Source organism: Pseudomonas triclosanedens (assembly GCF_026686735.1).
GTDB classification, from domain to species: domain Bacteria; phylum Pseudomonadota; class Gammaproteobacteria; order Pseudomonadales; family Pseudomonadaceae; genus Pseudomonas; species Pseudomonas triclosanedens.
In genome coordinates this window covers 2,266,297-2,285,868 of record NZ_CP113432.1, presented here as the reverse complement: position 1 = coordinate 2,285,868, position 19,572 = coordinate 2,266,297, and the positions used below count along the sequence as shown (strand labels likewise).

The 19,572-nt window shown below is 54.2% G+C and carries 9 protein-coding genes and 1 pseudogene; 3 read left to right on the top strand and 7 right to left on the bottom strand.

The window, feature by feature from the left end:
- Nucleotides 1–341 precede the first annotated feature (341 nt).
- Nucleotides 342–1,232, bottom strand: a complete 891-nt coding sequence (locus tag OU419_RS10750; RefSeq protein WP_254472143.1) for a cation transporter — start codon at nt 1,230–1,232, stop codon at nt 342–344.
- 154 nt (nt 1,233–1,386) lie between these two features.
- Here OU419_RS10750 and OU419_RS10745 point away from each other — a divergent pair, with 154 nt between their 5' ends.
- Complete coding sequence (locus tag OU419_RS10745; RefSeq protein WP_254472142.1) at nt 1,387–1,926, top strand: hypothetical protein; 540 nt, start codon at nt 1,387–1,389, stop codon at nt 1,924–1,926.
- Between the two features lie 63 nt (nt 1,927–1,989).
- Here OU419_RS10745 and tnpC read toward each other — a convergent pair.
- Nucleotides 1,990–2,781 (bottom strand): annotated as a pseudogene (gene tnpC / locus OU419_RS10740) (IS66 family transposase); the annotation flags it as partial.
- A gap of 106 nt (nt 2,782–2,887) precedes the next feature.
- Between tnpC and istA the strand changes: the two are divergent.
- Both istA and istB read left to right on the top strand, forming a co-directional pair.
- Nucleotides 2,888–4,387, top strand: a complete 1,500-nt coding sequence (istA, locus tag OU419_RS10735) for an IS21 family transposase (protein WP_254472210.1) — start codon at nt 2,888–2,890, stop codon at nt 4,385–4,387.
- Nucleotides 4,380–5,183, top strand: coding sequence for an IS21-like element ISPst3 family helper ATPase IstB (gene istB / locus OU419_RS10730; protein WP_011911830.1), 804 nt, complete (start codon nt 4,380–4,382; stop codon nt 5,181–5,183). Before istA ends, istB begins: the two co-directional genes overlap by 8 nt.
- A 154-nt stretch (nt 5,184–5,337) precedes the next feature.
- Here the strand turns inward: istB and OU419_RS10725 are convergent, their stop codons facing one another.
- From OU419_RS10725 to OU419_RS10705, 5 genes are all read right to left on the bottom strand, one after another.
- A complete protein-coding gene (locus OU419_RS10725) occupies nt 5,338–6,387 on the bottom strand; it encodes a phospholipase D family protein (RefSeq protein ID WP_254472141.1) in 1,050 nt (349 codons plus the stop codon).
- Between the two features lie 29 nt (nt 6,388–6,416).
- The gene (locus tag OU419_RS10720; protein ID WP_033942940.1) at nt 6,417–7,628 is read right to left on the bottom strand and encodes a DUF6361 family protein; all 1,212 of its coding nucleotides are present in this window, start codon (nt 7,626–7,628) and stop codon (nt 6,417–6,419) included.
- A gap of 124 nt (nt 7,629–7,752) precedes the next feature.
- Nucleotides 7,753–12,876 (bottom strand): RecQ family ATP-dependent DNA helicase, encoded by a 5,124-nt coding sequence (locus OU419_RS10715; protein ID WP_254472140.1) that lies wholly within the window; start codon nt 12,874–12,876, stop codon nt 7,753–7,755.
- Nucleotides 12,877–12,991: 115 nt separating this feature from the next.
- A complete protein-coding gene (locus tag OU419_RS10710; protein ID WP_268173344.1) occupies nt 12,992–14,431 on the bottom strand; it encodes a hypothetical protein in 1,440 nt (479 codons plus the stop codon).
- Nucleotides 14,428–19,482, bottom strand: a complete 5,055-nt coding sequence (locus OU419_RS10705) for an AAA domain-containing protein (protein ID WP_254472138.1) — start codon at nt 19,480–19,482, stop codon at nt 14,428–14,430. The genes OU419_RS10710 and OU419_RS10705 overlap by 4 nt, the downstream gene beginning before the upstream one ends.
- Nucleotides 19,483–19,572: the final 90 nt, after the last annotated feature.

The following is a 19,572-nucleotide window of genomic DNA, read 5'->3' as shown; positions in this document are numbered from 1 at the left end:
TACAAATCTACGCAATACAGCCCAGTAGCGGGGCCATCAGTTTCCCTGAAGTGAGTAGCCCCGCCTCCCCCTGACCTACCACTACCTCAGCAACTCCCGCACTATGCTCGCCGGATGGGCGAGCGATATGCCTATTTGCTGACTGCAAAAACCGTGAAGCAACGTGTCGCAAAAAGCACATTTCGAGTACACGTTACGCTCATATGTCGTCACTAACGACACGTGTGGCAGGTGCGTCATTGGTAAGCGTCCAGCCAAGTCACCTTCCGAACTCCAGCATTAAGGCCGACGGTGTCCGCGTTTTCTTAATCGGACGCGATAGCCCTTATTGAGCATGGTCATCAATCCTTCATGGCAAGAATTTGCCGCCCGCCGTTGAGGACAAGCAGCCCTACAGCAAAACCAATGATCAGGTCTGGATAGGGAGAACCTGTAATCATCACCAGCAAGCCAGCAACAATCACCCCAAGGTTGGCTAATACATCGTTTGCTGAAAATATCCAGCTTGCCCGCATATGAGCCCCGCCATCCCGGTGCCTTGCTATCAATAGCAAGCAGCCAACATTGGCAACAAGGGCAACTAAGCCAACCCCCATCATCAACAGCGACTCAGGTTCACTGCCGAAGATAAATCTGCGCACAACTTCCAGTAAAACGCCCAACGCGAGCGCTATTTGTAGAAAGCCCGACAAATGCGCGGCCTTAAGCTGTAGCCCCTTGCTCCGCCCAACGGCATAGAAGGCAAGGCCATAGACAGCGGCATCTGCGAACATATCCAGCGAATCCGCAATCAAGCCTGCGGACTCAGCAATAACCCCAAGAGCCAGCTCGGCCACAAACATAAGAGCGTTGATAGCCAACAAGGCTTTAAGCACCCTGGACTCGCCTAAGGCCTCCTGGACGTCAGCCTGCCCCCTCTGCGCGACCTCGTCTGCTGCACAAGCCCGAGTCCCTATCAGGATCGAGCCCAACCCCAAGGAGTCGAGCTTGTTAGCGTGCAGATCTATCGCCCCCGAGTGATATACGTGAACACGCCGCTGACTGAGATCAAAGGATAACGACTCGATACCTTCCCGCCCCTCCAAGGCCAAGCGAATCATGCGCTCTTCAGAAGGACAGTCCATCTTGGGTACAGAAAACTCACTGACCCACGCAGCCCCATTGCTTGGGGTGGACACCTGATTCGACGGTGCAGCGCCATTCGCACAACCACAAGCCTTGTCACAACTCATCTCCCTCACCTCCTCACCAGTAGGCAGCCTGAATACACCCTGTAACAGGTACAGGGTCAACCATTGATCCCAATCAGGTTATGCCCAGAACCGAGGACTATATTGGAAGGCAGTGACTCACCCTCGATCAACCACCAGCTGCAAGGAACAGAAGATGAAAGCATCCCGACTCGCCGCCTTCGCTTTAGCGGCAGCGCTTTTTCCCGCGTTAGCCTCCGCGCAGCAGGACTCTACCGCTGCTAAACCGGCCCAACAGCAACCGATGAGCGTTGAGCAATTCGACCAGGAGATGGCAAAGGCACAAGAAAACCTCAAAAGAATGCAGGAGCAAATGAGCCAAATTCAGAAGGCCACCGAACCAGCACAGCGTCAGAAGCTGATGCAAGAGCACCAAGCCATGATGCAACAAGGCATGCACATGATGAATGGGATGTGGGATGGCGGGATGATGGGGTGTTGCGCGGGCGGCATGATGGGCGGCCACATGATGGGCGGCCACATGATGGGCAACGGCCAGATGATGGGAGATGGTCACATGATGGGCTGGGGTCAAATGGGAGGTCACTACTCCCAGATGACACCTGAGCAGATGAGGCAGCATCAGTACATGATGGACAGGTACATGGGCATGCAGCAGATGATGATGGATCAGATGATGCAGCATCAGCAGCACATGGGCACATCGCCTCGCTAAGCCCTCACGCTTGTTCCACGGGATGCATCCTATTCCGCACTGTTAAGCGTCTGCCCAACTCAGCTAGCGTGGGTTAGGCAGGCCCCACCGATGCGGCAGCAATTGCTCGATCTCACTCGCCCGCTGCGTCGGCAACCGCGTCAGCACATCTTTCAAATAGGCATACGGATCATGCCCATTCATCCGCGCCGACTGGATCAAACTCATGATCGCCGCCGCCCGCTTGCCGCTGCGCAGTGAGCCGGCAAACAGCCAGTTCGAGCGCCCCAGTGCCCACGGCCGGATCTGGTTCTCGACCCAATTGTTGTCGATAGGCACAGCGCCGTCATTCAGGTAGCGCGTCAGCGCTGCCCAGCGTTTGAGGCTGTAATCCAGGGCTTTGGCGATGGCCGAGCCCTCGGGCACGAGGTCGCGCTGGGCGAGCATCCAGGCATACAGTGTGGCGAGGATGGGAGCCGCTTTTTCCTGCCGTATTCGCCAGCGATCTTCATCGCTCAAGTCGCGCGCTTGCCGTTCGATTTCGTACAGGCCGGCAATTGAGTGCAGTGCCTGTTCGGCCAACTGGCTTTTGTTCGCCGCGTGAAGATCGAAGAACTTGCGGCGGGCGTGAGCCATGCAGCCAATTTCGGTGATGCCCTGCTCGAAGCTGGCCTTGTAGCCCGCGAAGTCGTCGCAGACCAGCTTGCCATTCCACTGACCAAGGAAGTGGCGCGCATGTTCGCCCGCACGACTGGGGCTGAAGTCGTACACCACCGCCCTGAGATCAGCAAAGGGGGTGGTGCTGTAGGCCCACACGTAAGCCCGATGGGTTTTCTTCTCGCCCGGCGCGAGCATTTGCACTGGGGTTGTTGCCGCTGACCGAAAACTGACCCAGTAGAGGCTGTTCTGCCGACTGAAAACTGACCCAGGTGTTCAACTGCTTCTGCTCAATTTTTGAGCAGGAGAACACAGGGTGATCAGTATGGAAATGATGGGCAAAATTCGCCGGATGTATTTCCGCGACAAGCTGTCGCTGCATGAGATAGCCAAGCGCACCGGGTTGGCGCGCAACACGATTCGCAAGTGGGTCAGAGCACCTGAGGCCAAGCCGCCGGTCTACCAACGCCGCGCGATCTTCAACAAACTCAGCCCTTTTCACGCCACGCTGGAGCAGGCGCTAAAAGCCGATTCGCTGCGGCCCAAGCAACAGCGGCGCAGTGCCAAGGCGCTGTTGGCGCAAATCAAAGCCGAAGGTTATGACGGTGGCTACAGCCAGCTCACCGCGTTTATCCGTGCCTGGCGAGGGGGACAGGGCAAGGCGTCGCAGGCCTTTGTGCCGCTGACCTTTGCTCTTGGCGAGGCGTTTCAGTTTGACTGGAGCGAGGAAGGCTTGCTGGTCGGCGGCATTTACCGGCGTATGCAGGTGGCACATCTGAAGCTGTGTGCCAGCCGTGCGTTCTGGCTTGTGGCGTATCCGAGCCAGGGCCATGAGATGTTATTTGACGCCCATACACGCTCGTTCGGCTCCTTGGGCGGCGTGCCGCGCCGGGGCATCTACGACAACATGAAGACCGCCGTCGACAAGGTCAATAAGGGCAAAGGCCGGGCGGTGAATGCGCGCTTTGCGGTGATGTGCGCGCATTACCTGTTCGATCCGGACTTCTGCAACGTCGCCGCTGGTTGGGAAAAGGGCATCGTTGAAAAGAACGTGCAAGACAGCCGCAGGCGTATCTGGCTAGACGCCCAGGACTGCCAGTTTCACTCCTTCGAGGAACTCAATGCCTGGCTGGGCCAGCGCTGCCGCGCGCTTTGGAACGAGCTGACGCACCCTCAATACAGCGGGCTCAGTGTGGCCGAGGTACTGGAGTTGGAGCGCGCCGAACTGATGCCTATGCCCGCGGCCTTCGACGGTTACGTCGAGCGGCCTGCGCGGGTCTCCAGCACCTGCCTGGTCAGTGTCGGGCGCAACCGTTACTCGGTGCCGTGTGAGTACGCGGGTAAGTGGATCAGCAGCCGTTTGTATCCGACCCGCATCGAGGTGGTGGCCGATGATGCGCTGATTGCCAGCCATGCGCGCTTGCTGGATCGCGAACAGGTCAGCTACGACTGGCAGCACTACATCCCGCTGATTGAGCGCAAGCCCGGCGCGCTGCGCAACGGCGCGCCCTTTGCTGATCTGCCAGCGCCGCTGCGTCATCTCAAGCATGGTCTGGGGCGTCATGCCGGCGGTGACAGGATCATGGCGCAAGTCCTGGCTGCCGTACCGGTCGCCGGGCTCGATGCGGTGCTGGTAGCCGTTGAGCTGGTACTGGAGAGCGGCAGCCTGAGCGCCGAACACATCCTCAATGTCGTGGCACGGCTGACAGCATCCGAACCACCACCCAGCGTCGAAACCCACTTGTCGCTCAAGGAAGCCCCCGTCGCTAACACGGCGCGCTACGACCGCCTGCGTGGCCAGGCCGAGGAGGTCGGTCATGCGTGATTTGATGGCGGAACTCAAGGAGCTGCGCCTGCACGGCATGGCCACGGCCTGGGCGGAGTTAACTGCACAGGGTGAGTCGAACACAGCCTCGTCCAAGTGGCTGCTCGAACACCTGCTGGAACAAGAGCACACAGATCGCGCCATGCGCTCGGTGAGCCACCAGATGAACATGGCCAAGCTGCCGATGCACCGCGATCTGGCCAGCTTCGATTTCAACGCCTCTAGCGCCGACGCACGCCTGATCAGCGAGCTGGCCAGCCTGGCCTTTACCGACACCGCGCAGAACGTGGTGCTGATCGGTGGGCCAGGCACCGGTAAAACCCACCTAGCCACCGCGCTGGCCGTGTCCGGCATCACCCGGCACGGTAAGCGCGTGCGCTTCTACTCCACGGTCGATCTGGTCAATCTGCTGGAGCGCGAAAAACACGACGGCAAAGCCGGGCGGATCGCCCAGGCACTGCTGCGCATGGATCTGGTCATCCTCGACGAACTGGGTTATCTGCCGTTCAGCCAGGCTGGCGGTGCGTTGCTGTTTCACCTGCTGTCCAAGCTGTACGAACACACCAGCGTGGTGATCACCACCAACCTGAGCTTCGCCGAATGGTCGAGCGTGTTCGGCGACGCCAAGATGACCACCGCCCTGCTGGATCGGCTGACCCACCACTGCCACATCGTCGAAACCGGTAACGAGTCCTATCGCCTGCAACACAGTAGCTTGGCGGCCCAGGCCAAGATCAAATCACGGGAGCGAAAGCGTAAGGGCGGCCAAGAACCGGAGGACGATGAGCCGTTCTGATTTCATGGCGACGACGGCCTGCTACATGGCTGCGTGTGGCAGGTCTTAAACAACTGAACTGGGCTAGCGAAGGAGTGGGGGCAACAGCAGCTGCGCTGGTAGACTTATCCACAGTTGCTGGTAACAAAATCAGCAATCCGCCCTGGGTCAAATTTCAATCGGCAGGGTGGGTCAATTTTCCATCAGCGCCAACACCCCCAGCACATCCTTTAGGACCTGAGGCTGATGCCATCACCTCAACATTTCTCCCGGTAAAAGCTGCATCAGTCAGATTGGCAGAGCCGACAAACCAGCTGGCTCGGTGCCCATGCTCAAATACCATCAGCTTGGCATGGAGGCCAGATGGCCGTAGCTGAGATCCATCCTCCGCTTCTCCATCGGCCGTCGGACTCAGTACTTGTACGAGGCTCCAATCCTTGGCCAGATCCACTTCAAGCTGCGAGAGCTGATCTGCACGACTAACCAACAGTGACTCACTCGATGCCAGGCTGGCGATTTTTTGCAGCGCCTTGTCAGACAGGAAGGGAGCTATGGCCAGCACCCGAGTTGCCTGCTCGACTGGGCTCCAGTGTCCCTTCTGCTTACCAAAACCCAACACATGAAACTCAAGACCGCTATCGAATCCCTCCGGCGCCGGAAACGCGGTCCGCTGTACTTCATCCGCCAGTTGCTGAATGCCTGCAATGACTGCGTCATCCAGTGTTTCATCTCCTAGGCCTGGTAATCGACGCAACAAGTCAGACAGCGGCTTGCTTGCTGCAATTGTTTTTTTGCCAGGAGTCGCCTCCGACGTCAGGGCAATATCCCAAGACCGATCAAAGGTTAAATTGCGAGAAGCCACAGATACACGAATCAGCGGTGGTTCATTTTCACGAACAAAACGGGCCACCCAGACTTTTGGATGGAATGCTCCGCCGTTAGGCGCTTTTACCTGATGAACGCTGGACTCCAACGCCCCATATAGAGCCCGGCTGTTAGCGGGCACGGCAATGCCAGCTTCGTCGACAAAAACCTGTATACGCTCACCTGCCTCTCGAATAGCCTCGAGCAACACCAGCGGATCCAGCAAGAGCTGCTCGACTCCAGCATCTGTCTGAGCCAATACAGCCAGCGGCAGAGCCAGCAGAACTTCTAGATCCAGGCTGTAGGTCGTCAGTACGGTGCGTTCAAGTCGGTAACCTGGTGGCGGCTTGAGCAAATCCATGGCCACTGCACGGGAGTCGGGAGACAGCATCAGTGCGACAACCCCTCATGTAGATCCATCAACAGTCGGCGCACCTGACTCCAGCGAAACTCCATACGCCCAACTCCTACACGGCCACTCCAATCTGCCAACCGGCCAGCATTTGCAAGTCGCGCCCGCTTGGGGCCTTTGAGGTGCCGCTCTCGCATTTCAATCAGGGAGCGTAATTCTCGATCCTCAAGCGCTCGTTCAGCATCCCCATGACTGACGCACTGCAACCAGCGCTCTACAAAACGGCGTTGAGGCTCCGGACTACGCACCTGCTGACGCAGCACAAAAGCCCACAAGACCTCTGGCTGGAAGGTCTGCAGGTCTGCCTTGGCCCGCACCATCCATTCGGAAAACTCCTGACGGTAGTAGTCAGCTGCTTCCATATCGGCTTTCGACTGATTGGTCTTGCCACGCTTCTCCGCCAACATCAGGTTGTAAAGGAGCGGCGCACCTTCAACAACCAATGAAAACTGGCGAGCCAACTCGAGTGTGGAAACTATCTGGGAGGGAGCATCAGGTGGCAGGTGAACCTCCCAAAGCTTATGAGCCTGCTCGGCAAGATGATGATCAGCCAGCCAACCCAGCAAAGAGCCATTACAGTTGGCACGGATCTGGGCCTGAACGAACTCGGCCTCTTCACGACTCAGAGAAAACTCTGCTCCTACAGGGAATCCAGCCGGTGCTGAAGGCAGTCTCGGGTGCCAGGTATAGCGACCGGACAAAAGCACACCAGGGTCGTCTGCCGATGCATCAGGGCGGCGAGCCCCGCGGCGTAACTCATCAAAATGGGTGTGATACCAGCTCAGGCTCTGCCGAGGTACGAAAATCCCCCAACGTGAAAGTGCGACCCAATAAACGCTGCTTGGCAGACGAGCAAGGGACTCTCGCGCCTGTATGCCGATCACGCCGTCATTGCCTTGATCCGCAAGATGGGAGATCAACTCCACCTCTTTAGAGCGCGCAGTTCTGGCGACATCACCTCCACTCCCCGTTTGCTCGAGACGCTTGTAAATCCAAGGGATAAACAGCACATAGCGCAAGCGTGTATGCAGTACAGAAGTCCCTGGGAACAGTGCATCAGACAGGGCATCGCGGAGACTACCGAGGCCAAGTTCGTCAACAGTGCCCTGCTCCTTGAACAGATCAAGGATTTGGCGAACCTTATCGCGATCGGCTGAGGTCAGGTCCAGCCAGGTTAAAGATGCAGTCAAATTCCGTGCCTCCGTTCAAAAATAGCTCCCTGTTTTAGAAGCACTACCATGAGCTTGATAGCAGAGAGGATCCCCAGACTTGAGTAATCCGCGAACCCGATTTGGCCTGCCGAGCAAGCCCAGATCAGTGGCTAGGTACTCCACAAACCCTTGGGATAACGATCGTCCAGCGCTCGCATTTCTGCAGAGACCGATACTGCTCCTCGCTGTCCTCTAGGAACCGAACCACCACACCCGCAACCTCGCAGTATTCAACCTCAAGATCCAGCCTAAAGGACTGAGAAGTCCGCCCGACAACCCGACCATGGTCGTCCAGAATCACATAACGCTCGCCTCGCTGCTCAAGCTTCAGCGTCGCCCCCGGCTCCAGGGACCTCAGTGCCTCATGGATAGGGTCTGTTACAGGGCTACGTCCGGCAAAACCAATGTCGATGTCCTTCAAACTGAGCTGCAGATAACGCCGCTCCAATGCTGAGTTGTAATCGCCGGTAAAGATCTGCTGCGCGATCTCAGCCAACAGACTTCCACTGAATGGATTCACTGCGCTGAACTCACACAGCGTCAGCGTCTGCTCTGCACGCGTCATACCTACGTAGTACAACCGGCGCTCATCGTTAAGCCCCTCAGCCTGCACACTCCAGCCGCCATCAAGCACAACGACATGCCTGAATTCGAGGCCTTTCGCTGAATGAACCGTGCCTAGATACAGGCCACTCTTGGCCTGCTGCCGCATCTCTCGTGCGTAGTCATAGAGCCAGTCCACGATTGCAGCACTGTTGAGCTGGCACTCACCCAGCTCGACCTGTAATTGGGTAAAAGCCTCCTGGAAAAAGCTACGCCAGCTCTCACTCACCCCAGCAGACACCTGCTGCCACGCCATAGCAGCCGAAAGCGCCTCGTTGATTTCTCGAAGCCGATCAACAACAGCCACGAAATCACGCTGCCGAGTGATGGGCAGCGCACTGTCTTTATCCGAGGCCAGAAAGTACGGAACGCCGGCAAGCTCGCAAAGCGCCTGGACTGGCCACAGATACTGATGAGTGCGTGCAAGAATGGCGCATCCACTCCAGCTACCCTCTTCCAGCGCCAGCAGTCGCTTGAGTTCACCTATAGCAGCCTGCGCCTGAAGGTTGCCGACAGCTCTATCGCTGGGATCAATTGCCAATCGTGCAACCCGTCCAGAGCGACCTGGATCAAGCGCCTGCCACTGCCCCCCGAGAGGATCTGACTGGCGCTCCCGGTTGATTCGGATGGGATAGGACGCTTTCAGGCGCCCAGGGTTGTTGCCAACCAGGTGATTGGCCGCAGCAATGATGCGCTGAGTCGATCGATAGTTCTCAACGAGGTAGCTGGTAGCAGCGGAGTAATCCTCGCGAAAGCGCTCAATGTAGCGGTTGTTGGTATCGCGCCAGGCGTAGATGTTCTGATCATCATCACCTACCGCCAGAATGCACAAACGCCCTTCCTCACTGGATTGTCTACCGGCAAGCGCACTCACCAAACGGTATTGCAGGGCATCGATGTCTTGGTATTCATCAACCAGGATGTAGCGGTAGCCACGCAACAACTGCTCTCGCAGGTCGTCCTCTCCATCGGCTGTTCCCTTGCCCTCCAAAAGCTCAACAGCGTCCTCCAGAACCTGTTTAAGAGCCCCCTCGTCGACAACATCCCTACGCTCAAAACGAGTGCCGGTCAGTCGCATGGCCATGCTGTGGTAGGTCATGACGCTGACGCCGTAGGCATCAGCTCCGACAAGGCTCAAAAGTCGCCGCCGTATTTCATTGGCCGCATGCCGATTGAAGGTCAACGCCACAATTGCATTGGCAGGAACCCGTCGAACACGCAGCAGGTACGCAATACGGTGAACGATTACGCGAGTTTTGCCAGACCCTGGCCCTGCCAACACCAAGCGATTAACGTCGTCGTCATCGACCACAATGAGTCGCTGTTGAGTGCTCAGATCCTCAACGATGGATCTCCAGGACTCTTCACTGGTGGCATGCTTAAGCACCTCTTCGCGGCCAGAGAAATAGCGCTGCAAGAAGGCATCTTTTGAGTCCGTGAAATAGTGCAGCACCAGCTCCAGCGCACTCGCCATAGCGCCGAGCGCGACCTCGGCATATTCACGCATCACATGGACCTGGATACGCTTTTCGCTGTAATGCTCATCGAGACGCAGGTAATCGTCTTTGAGGTAGCTGCCCTTCTTGTCTGCGTTTACCTCAATGGTCATTGCTCGACGCATCACAGTCATCCCGTGGTTGAGCGTCAGCACCTCCTGCTTGTGCAGGTACAACAGCACATGCTCAATTGCTCGCTGACGCTGGTTGGGGGGGATGACCTGTGAGAGCTCCAGATCCGACTCGATCACACCCACTAGCTCACCGAAGGTGGACTGCACCATCAGATCTTTGCCCTTGGAGGCCGGAGCCAGCTTTCCGATCAAGAATTGAAGCAGCTTGCTGGCAATGACTCGGCGCTTTTCACCAAAACGTTCAATCTGCGACCAGCTGTACTTACCTTGAACTTTCAGCTTGATGTAGTCGTGATTGACCTGCTTTAGCTCAAAACTGCTGCGTGGCTGGCTGTTGCTTTCACGATCTTGAGAGAGGCTGCGGAGCAGGCGAAGCACTTGCAACGGGATGACATCGTCGTGCTCTAGTCTGGCTTTGAGCCCCGCCGTCAGTGCCGCGAGATTGAGATCCTGCCAACTACCATCCTCAGCATCTGGCGCCAGCTCGCTGAGTACCTCGAATAGCGTTCCCTCTAATGCCAGGGTCTGCTCCAGGCGCTGAATGGAGGCGTCCACCACGCCGTGACGTAGCAATACGGTCAGTTGGGTGTCGTTGACGAGTAGGCCCAGCTCCTCCATCTGCTTGAGGGTGCTAACAACTTCCTCAGAAGTCAGGCTGGTGAGCGACATCAGATTGTCCGTATTCACCCGCTCATCGGCGTCGGCCTGGTAGAGGTATTTTAGAATTGCGCCGAACTCTTCACGGCGCCGCTCCGACAGATTGGCCTTGAGCAAACGCTGCTCGGCGTCCGCTTCGCTCAGACTCAGGCGCGCCGGAAAAATCTGTGTACTGTTTTCCTCTCGCTTGAGGTATTGCCCCCGCTCCAGCCAGGCAACCGCGGTTACCACTTTGGTTTCAGCATCACTGTCGTCAGCGTCGAACGAGGTCTCGACGGTCTCATCCATGAGAATCTCGCCGGCGGTGATAACCAGCTCACCGCCCTTACGTCTGGCATACTCGAAACGCAGCTTGCGGAGAATTTGTTGGATGTCACGGAGGCTGAGCTTGGAGCGCTCGCACAATCCAAATTGGGTCTCAATATCCTGCGAGTCATAAAGCAGCACACAGCGTGCTGCATCCTGGTCACGCCCTGCCCTGCCTGCCTCTTGAAGGTAGTTCTCCAGCGAACCAGGAATGTCTGCGTGAACTACCAGGCGGATATCGGACTTGTCGACGCCCATGCCAAAGGCATTGGTGGCAACGATGATGCGGAGCCGCCCAGCCTTGAAGTCGTCCTGGATATCCTTCTTGTCATTGGGTTCAATCCCGGCGTGGAAATGGCGGCACGGCCATCCCTGCCCGACTAGAAACTCTGAAAGCTCTTCAGCGCCCTTGCGACTTGCAACGAAAACGACCGCACCACCGTCCTGGCCGCCGAGGTGATCCTCAAGCAATTGATGGGTTCTGGGCCATTTCTCGCCACGACTGCAGGGCAGCACTTCAAAGCTAAGATTCGTCCGCTCATGAGTCCCCAGGAACTGATCAAACTCAATTCCGAGGCCTTCCTTGAAATGATCACGGATATCAGCCAACACATCCGGCTTAGCCGTTGCAGTGAAGCAGCCAATTGGCGCTAGGGGTTGATCGCCTGTGTGCTCGCGAATGAAGCGCGAGGCGTACATGTAATCTGGACGGAAATCGTTGCCCCACTTCGACAAGCAGTGGGCCTCATCGAAAATCCAAGCGCCGATCTGGCGCTGGCGTATCGCACGCCGGAAAGCCTTGTTGCGGAACTGCTCAGGAGATACCAGCAGAATGCCGACATCGCCCATCTGGACCTTCTCCAGCACATCAGCACGCTCAGGCATGGTCAGCAGGCCATTGAGCGTCGCAGCACACTGCACATTTCGCTCAAGAAGCCCGTCAACCTGATCCTTCATCAGCGACTGCAGAGGCGAAATGATGATGGTCAGGCTGCCGTTGCGATGAAAACGATTCAGCGCCGGCAGTTGGTAACACAGCGATTTACCACCACCGGTTGCCAGGATAGCGAGCACATGTCTGCCCTGCATGCCTGCGAGAACCACATCGTGTTGCAGGCTTTGGCCGGGGCGTTCGTAGCGGAAATCAGCAAAGCCGAAGTAGCGCTTCAGCTCATGGCGCGGATCGTGGGTCGTGCAGCAGTAGCGGCAGTCTGAACGGCCGCAGGGAACATCCCGGAGCTCAGTAATCAATCGCCCAACAGCAGAGAACTGATGCCGCACCCAAGGCGCAAGAACAGAGTTGCCCCCCGACACCCTCAACCACGCAAGGGCATAAGCCAAGGGCAGATGCAAATCCGTCTGCTCAAGGTCCTCAGCCAGGAGAGCTTCCAGTCGAGCTCTACATACCTTGAGATCACGATCCAATGATGGATCGGTTTCCGCCAACAGACTGGGAATGAGCCGCTGCAGATCCGAAATCGGAACTGCAGTCTGCCCCGTTAGCGAAGCGAAAAAAGATCCCAGATCACTCTTTATGCTTGGAGCAAGCAATGCCTGGTAGCAGAGTAGCTCAGCACGATTGGTCTCATTCAACTGCGCAAATGCATCTCGCTGATCTCTGAACAAAACCAGCGTCGAACGACAGTCTGCAAGCGGCGAGTTGAGGCTGTCTCGGATGAGTTTGTAATCCTTGACCAGCCGGTGATAGGGGTTCTGCGGAAACGCCAGAGGGGAGAGTCTTAAGGTGTCGATGACTGGCAGAGAATGCAGAGCGAGCGCAGGTGCCTGCTGCTTGAGGATGGGCAAGTCATGTTCGATGACGTTATGCCCCAGAAGAAAGCCAGCACCATCGGACAGCGCATCGACTTCAGCAAGAATCTCGGGGAGATTTTTCGAGACCTTACGATCAAGCTCGACACCGAGATCAGGCCGCGCTGCCCCGATCTTAAAGATACGATCTGGATGCCCCTCCTTTCCGGGAGCGACCTCCAGATCGATGACCAAGCTCTTGGGTTGGGGAACTGATGACATCCCTGACGCGATCCCTGCTACTGCAAATGCCTGGTTGCACTCTACAACAAAAGCATGGCACGGCGTTCACAAAGCGCGGCAGTCACTGACAGCATAGAGCGGAGCATCAACACCACTACAAATTCCTGCCCAGATCAGCCAAGCCACCCAAGTACCTTGGCTTATTCTCAAAGCTGTACTCATCAAGAACAGACCTAACTAGCCCCTCAATACTCCTCACGCGAGATGGGTCTTCAGTAATAAATCCAAACGGAATTGGTACAGGGTAACGGTCAGGCACCACAAGATGATACATAACAACTGCAAAGCAGCCGCTCAGCATAAAAACCTCTAGAGGCGCCAAGATTTCAGACTCGACAAAGCCGTGCAAATACTCTTTCGCCTCTGCGCAATCATTATTTGCAGCCTTTTTCGACTGCCAATCCTTGCTAGACGACAAGGGAATCAGAATCTCTGCCTCAAAAGCATGCCGGTCGTTTCGTTTGTTTTTCAAACCCGCATACTCAACGAACTTACTTAATGCTTGACCATGGCGAGAGCTTTTACCCCACAATCCATGGGAGCACGGAGCGAGCCAGGTAAGTCTGGTAGCAACTTCACGCTCAGAATCAGAAATTTTCTCATGGTGCTTTTTCAATAACGAACACACCTGATCCCAATTTCTATTCAGCTGTAGGGATCCATAAATTCTTACGTCACCACGGCGATCATCTAAGCCAAACGACAAAGCACGTTGAGCAACTCCTCTGAAATCCATCACTCCGCTCGAAAGAGCATCAATCGTTTCTGGATCGCCTAACCTATCTGCCAGTCGAACAACATCATCGAAATTTTCGCGTCCATTTAGGCTATGCAGCATAGATGCACGACGACCAATATATTCCTCCTCCTCGGCTATTCCCTTTTTCACCTCGAAACTCAAATCGAGACTATCAACATCAAGGCACAACGCCTCCTCAACAAGAAAGCACACGTCTGAGCTTTTCCTCACGTCGCTTATTTTGTACAACTCCGGAACAGAGTCTTGCTGATCCTTCCCTGTCAAATCCCCACGACGAAATATCTCATGCAAATTATTCTGAAATGCACCGACCGCCCTTTGCTGTGAAACAGCCCTAACTTCAACACCGGCATCTAGAAGAACTGCTCGCCTTGTACTTGCCGATGGAATCTTCCCCCCAAGATAGGAGAACGTTAGCAAGTCAAAAGTGAATGATCGCCGATAGTCCTGTCTAGACCTGACACTGGGAGAGTCTTCATTTCCTGAGAAGAGTCGAAGTCCTTTTTCTGAAAGACTAATCCGCCCATCTGGCTGGACAGAAACCTCTCCCTTCTGGAAAAAGGGTGTCAGTGCCGCACTCAACTCTTTCGAAGTGAAACCGAAGTATCTAGCTATATCAGCCGACATCAAAGGGGAGACTTTCAACAAACGCAGCAAGAACTCAGAAACGAATGGAAGCCCCCCCTTCTCAATCAGAGAATACTCAATTCTGAACTGCTGCGCTGGCACACAGATATCAACTTCAAACAAAACCAAAGCTTCACCAGCCATCATGCAGCTCCTTTTGCATTTACTACCGACGTAATCCTGTAGCGCTCACCATCCTGACGCTCTTGAATATAAGTGGCAACTTTACCCAACGGCAGATCCGCGTTCCGCCCTGCCCACATACTCATGTCACCGACAATAACCAAACGATCCATGGCTCGGGACATTGCCACATTTATTCGATTCGGCAACCGCAAGAAGCCTGGAGAAAGGTCTGCAGAGGATCGCGTCAGAGAAACAATGACAATGCGGTTTTCTTTTCCTTGGTAACTATCAACAGTGTCAATCTTGACCAATTTCTTGAAATCTTCCGCCCATGTTTTCTCGGCAAACTTTTTACGAACCAACTTCTTCTGCTCAGAATACATGCAGATGATCCCAATAGGAGGCTCCATGGTTTCCGTCATTTCCTCAACTAATGCCGAGCTGAATTCCATGTCACTTTCAATATCTTTGAGCATCTTAATAATGGAGTTTGCCTCAGCATGGTTTACCAAGCTGGTACTACCTTGCTGCTCCGAGTGATTAGCTTGTTTCCCGAGAACGCCCGTATCCAACCAAGTTACAATTGAACCGATAACATCTGGAGCATTCGAAAAGCATTCCGGCACAGGCCGCGCACCAGTCATTAGTTCACCACCGTAGAAAACCTCCGAAACCAGATCTCCGATCGGTGGTTGCATACGGTACTGAACCTTAAGTGTGGCACTGACACCTCGGCCATAAGCAGACTCAAAAGCGCGCTCGAAATCGCTCCGCATGATCCGCCGAAACTCGTCTGACTGACTATGCAGTCCCAAATCACGGGCGATGGCCTTGAGATGCTCGTCTGCATAGGTTGGAGGAAGCTGCCGATGATCCCCTACCAACAGAATTCGGCTTCCCACCTGCATGGCAATCGCCAGCTCGCTAGGTGAAGAACGTGCAGCCTCATCGATAATGACCCAGTCAAACCGGTTTTCAGCAAGTTTCAAATGCGGTAGACCGACGCCTACACAGGTACCGCAGACCAGTGTTCTGGCGCGCATCAGAAACTCATCGTAATTAGCGCCATCAGTGGCAATACGTTGCAGCAACTCCTCAGACAGCTTGATCAGATCCATGCAACGCTTAAATTCATGCGGCCTGACACCGTGACTGGCGGTAACACTGGCATAGGCCTGCTCAAGCATATTCCGAGCAGTAGACTCTGGGGCTGCAGAGATACCATAGTCATTGGCAAGCGCCTCAAGCAGATCCTCTTGCATTCGACTCAGGCTTGCGGTCAATTGCTTAGACTCGAGAGTGCCCTCACCAGCATCTTGCAGATCCTTATCCAGGCGCTCAATGCTTTTGACCAGTCCATGAATCCTCGACTCAAGCTCAACCAGGCTCGCGATAAACCCGGCGCTAACCCCAAGCGAGGGAGCCATCAGAGACAAACGCCTTTTTAGTTCAGCGCTAAAGCTCGATTGTTGCTGGGTGACAATCGACTTGGAATAGACATCCTGCAACTCATCTGAGACTACCTGTTCGCGGTTGCTGAAACGCACAACATCGAGATCGGTATTCAATCTGCGGCAGTGGGCACGAATGCGCTCTGCCGCAGTATTTACAGCCTCATGCGACTGGCTAACAAGAAGGATATTCCTAGCACCCTCTTCACTTATCAGGTAGTGGCAGAATGCGGCAATAAACTCAGTCTTACCGGTACCGGGTGGCCCCTGCAAAAAACCCACTGGCCCATTTGTTATCAACTTTGAAAAAGCATCCTTCTGTGCATCGTTGAGGCCAATAGTCTGCCCGCTTGAAGTTTCTCGCTGGTAGACTGCGAAACCTTCCTCAGTTGGCGGCACAGAAAATCGCTCAGGAACTATACTGCAGCCTTCGTCAAAATAGTCAACCAGCCCTGTTACAACTGATTGACGACCTAATATACGCTCTATCGCGCGCTTTCGACGGGTCAACGAGGACCTGTTCTTATTGCTTTGAAGATAGAGCACATCATCAGCTTTAATAACAGCTCTGGTTTTTCCTGAGTACACCAAACACAGAGCAGACTTTGTACTCTTACGAAGATCTATCTCACCAAGATTGATTTGCTTTTCACCATCCTTCTTGATGAGATTAATTTTATCATCAGTCTCGAACGACTCTAAAACCTCACCACTGGCTGTATATGGAATCATGAGCCCAGTTTTTTCTTTATTAAAGACAGGCTCACCCGACACCTCTAGCGTTGGCAGCCCCTCGACTTCTGTATCCATTATAGCCTTCCAGACTTTACTTGTCTGAATAGACCTCGTTTTTATCTCCGGGACATGCTCTTCATTGATATCATTGTCAGCAGCCAAATCGGTGGAGTTATGCGCACCTCCGGCCTCCTGGTTTACTGAGGAAGCACAGGCAGCATCCATAATACTGGCAACAAGCTCGTCGAACGCCAGATTATTCCCCATAAAGTCTGACAGCTCTTTGAGGTTACTAATATTTGCAACAACAACATTAATTTCGACATCAATTTCAAAATCTGCATTACGCTCAACCCAGTGCGGAACAGCCTCCTGCTGACTAGGCTTGAATCCCCTCACAAAGGCTTTCGAGGACTTCTCATATGCAGCTGAAAAGCTTCCGCCCACACCGCTGAACGTAACGACAGCCTGATGGGCATCCTTTACATCTGGCTTGATGCTGACAAAAAGGCGTCCATTGTCAGGATAAATTGCGAAATCTAGAGAGTCATTTCCGCGCACGGTGACTGTAATAACTGTTCTAGCTTGCTTCGGACGAAATTCACGATTAAGAGCATCACTAAATCGGTCTAGCGCAACGAAGCCTGAATCGCTCTGTAATTCCTCATTAATTGCCTTACGCAGCTCAGGCAGATCATGTTCATCTGGCTGATCCCAGTCCATTCCGAGCAACTCTACAGCCATACGCATGACAGCAAAGTTATCACGCTCGAAAGGTGTGCAGCTTTCGGCTAGAGGGCTATATCGATTATTGAAAGGTTCGCTTCCTGAAACTGTAAGATCCGGAAGGTCTAGCAGGTAAAGCTGTGCGGACTGCCCGTCATCAACTGGCACTACGACTTTGATATTTCCAGGATGGAGATCTCCGTGAGTCAACTGCTGCTCATGCAGACACTCAACTGCAGAAATAAAATTACGAATCAGCTCTTCGGCTCGTCGCGAGCTCAGCTGTGATAATTCGCTCCAGTGTTGGCCATCGATAAATTGTTGAACTAAAAAAGGAGTACCGCTCTTGTCATACCCAAACTGATCAATCCTAGGCAAAAATTCATAGCCACTTTTATTCAGCAATTCTATTTTTTCAAAAAAGCTGAGCAACAACGGACCTTGCCCTGCCTGCGGAGCATCTGCATGGATCGTAGGCCATAGTTTTACAATGCAATCACCCGACCGATAGACCTCTTTCTCAGGGGTATCAATGATTTCCTCATCCACCGGGTAAATTTTGTAAATTCTAGCGCTTGAAGCGGAAAAACGTTCAAGTTGTGACTGATCGAAAGCAAACTGCGCTGTATCTTCTGGCGATACCTGGTTCAACTCGTCCAGCAACTCACCGGCGTTGGCGTAGCGAGAGCTTGGATTGTGCTCCACCGCCTTGGCGAGAACGCCTGAGTACCATGTATCCGAATCCAAGATGTCATCCCGAACGCTATCGATGTAATCGGCATTCAGCTTGAGAGGTAAAGACTTGGCTTGAGCCAAGTGCCAGCAAAGGAGTCCAAGCGCGAAAACGTCGCGGTGGAAAGGCGTACCGCCGTGCCCTTCATCAGTACGATCTTCTGGAAGAGCAATAGAGCCAATACTCAGTTGATCACGACGTGGGCCAACCGTACCTGCTGGCTGATGATAGGCTGCAATGAAGTTGGACAAAGCAATGGCGCTGGATGGCGAGAACCATACGCTATGGTCGCCCAAATCACGGTGAGCGACCTTAAATCCGTGCATGGTAGCGAACTGCGCGACCAAGATCTTGGCCAACTTTACCCGCTCACTCTCCTCATAGTTCTGCGCATATCGATTGATGAATTCGTTGAGCCGGTAGTGACTTGCCGGAAGCTCGCACAGCTCAGAAAATTCTTGAGTAACGGACTGCACGGAGGGGTTTCTGATAGGACGCAGACAACGTTTTGCCAACTCATGATCCCGCTGTCCCAGATAAACCAGAACATCCCGCTCCCTGGAAAGAATCTTGAAGCGCCCCTCTGGGGTTTTGGCATCTACATCATCGAGCTTATTGAAGTCCCACAAACGTAAAAGAGCACGATCGGCCTTGTTATTCTCGTTTGCAGCCTCATACTCAACATAAACCTCGCCGGGATGCTTGAAAATCGGCTCCCCCTGCGCTCGGAACCCATCAACCATGAGTTCCTTCGGTTTGACACTTCCCTGATTGAGCAGCTGATCAAACACATCAAAATACTGATTCAGACCTGCCGCCTCGGGATGCGGGCGAAACCTATTATTAAATTGACGCTCGTTGGCCAGCTTCAAGAAGTCATCGAGATGCATTACATGCTCGCGCTCATTGTCGGGTAGCTGATCAAACGTACACTTACCGCTCAAGACCACGCAAAATTTGATATTTGGCACAATGCCCTTCGGGAATTGCTGCCTAACTGCATTGAGCTTTTTCTTTAGTAGAAAGACTTTATTCTGAGTAACCGATATTGGTGAGCGATCACGCTCATCACCATTCTGGTACCACTTGCCACCATGACTGGTGATAACACCATTCCAATGCTTCAGCTCGACTATGATGACGTTCTTATGGGTTACAATGACAAGATCGAACTCGCCTTCTTTACCGCGCGAGTCTGCAAAACGGAACCCTGCATACCCCTTCCAAGGCCACATACCAGAAGGTTGATCTGCCCCCTTGCCTTTCAGAGACAGATTACTGAGCTGCTGAGCTAGAGACTTACCAGCCGTTGGCGAGGCTGCATCTGATTTTTCAGGTTGAGACACATCCTTGAAGGCCTTACGCATGCTCTCGATAGCTTCGACCTCATGCCGCAGCAGGCCTCCTTCCCAGTAACGTACTTCCATTTCTAATCTCCATAACTGCCCCACCGCAGCTCTTCTAGGCGGAGCAAAACTTCTATGTCGAGTGCAGCTCACGTTTATCAAAAGACGAGG

Excerpts from the sequence above, each read along its gene's own strand:
- OU419_RS10705 (WP_254472138.1), bottom strand. The coding sequence starts at position 19,482 with ATGGAAGTACGTTACTGGGAAGGAGGCCTGCTGCGGCATGAGGTCGAA.
- OU419_RS10750 (WP_254472143.1), bottom strand. The coding sequence starts at position 1,232 with ATGAGTTGTGACAAGGCTTGTGGTTGTGCGAATGGCGCTGCACCGTCG.
- OU419_RS10725 (WP_254472141.1), bottom strand. The coding sequence starts at position 6,387 with ATGGATTTGCTCAAGCCGCCACCAGGTTACCGACTTGAACGCACCGTA.
- istB (WP_011911830.1), top strand. The coding sequence starts at position 4,380 with ATGCGTGATTTGATGGCGGAACTCAAGGAGCTGCGCCTGCACGGCATG.
- OU419_RS10710 (WP_268173344.1), bottom strand. The coding sequence starts at position 14,431 with ATGATGGCTGGTGAAGCTTTGGTTTTGTTTGAAGTTGATATCTGTGTG.
- istA (WP_254472210.1), top strand. The coding sequence starts at position 2,888 with ATGGAAATGATGGGCAAAATTCGCCGGATGTATTTCCGCGACAAGCTG.
- OU419_RS10715 (WP_254472140.1), bottom strand. The coding sequence starts at position 12,876 with ATGTCATCAGTTCCCCAACCCAAGAGCTTGGTCATCGATCTGGAGGTC.
- OU419_RS10745 (WP_254472142.1), top strand. The coding sequence starts at position 1,387 with ATGAAAGCATCCCGACTCGCCGCCTTCGCTTTAGCGGCAGCGCTTTTT.